Source organism: Nocardioides abyssi, from assembly GCF_030412915.1.
Taxonomy (GTDB): Bacteria; Actinomycetota; Actinomycetes; order Propionibacteriales; family Nocardioidaceae; genus Nocardioides; species Nocardioides abyssi.
Genome location: NZ_JAUHJR010000061.1, coordinates 1 through 353, shown reverse-complemented (window position 1 = coordinate 353; position 353 = coordinate 1). Strand labels below are relative to the sequence as shown.

At 38.0% G+C, this 353-nt stretch carries 1 protein-coding gene; it reads left to right on the top strand.

Annotation, left to right across the window (positions count from 1 at the left end; genetic code table 11):
- Positions 1-186, top strand: a 186-nt coding sequence (locus tag QWY29_RS19905; RefSeq protein ID WP_300962979.1) for an EF-hand domain-containing protein, incomplete at its 5' end; no start/stop codon positions are given.
- Between the last annotated feature and the right edge of the window lie 167 nt (positions 187-353).

Genomic DNA, 353 nt, shown 5'->3' with positions numbered 1-353 from the left:
CTGAAACTCTATGACAAAGAAGAAAATGGTAAAATGATGGCTGCTGAACTTGCCCATACCCTTCTTTCTCTTGGTGAAAGGTTATCAGATGCTGAGACTGACGAAGTTTTAGCTGACTGCATGGACAAAGAAGACGATGAAGGATTCATCCCTTACGAACCATTCCTTAAAAAGATGATGGCGTAAGAAGCTATTTTTAGTTATTTTTGTATTTTAATTACCTGAATGTGCTGCTGCAAATTGGCCATTAGATATGACAAATCACACCATTGTACAGGTAGTTACCAGAAGTCAGCACCAACAACTTTGAGCTAAGAAAAACATCAATAAATTTGGTATTGCGTTACCACGAC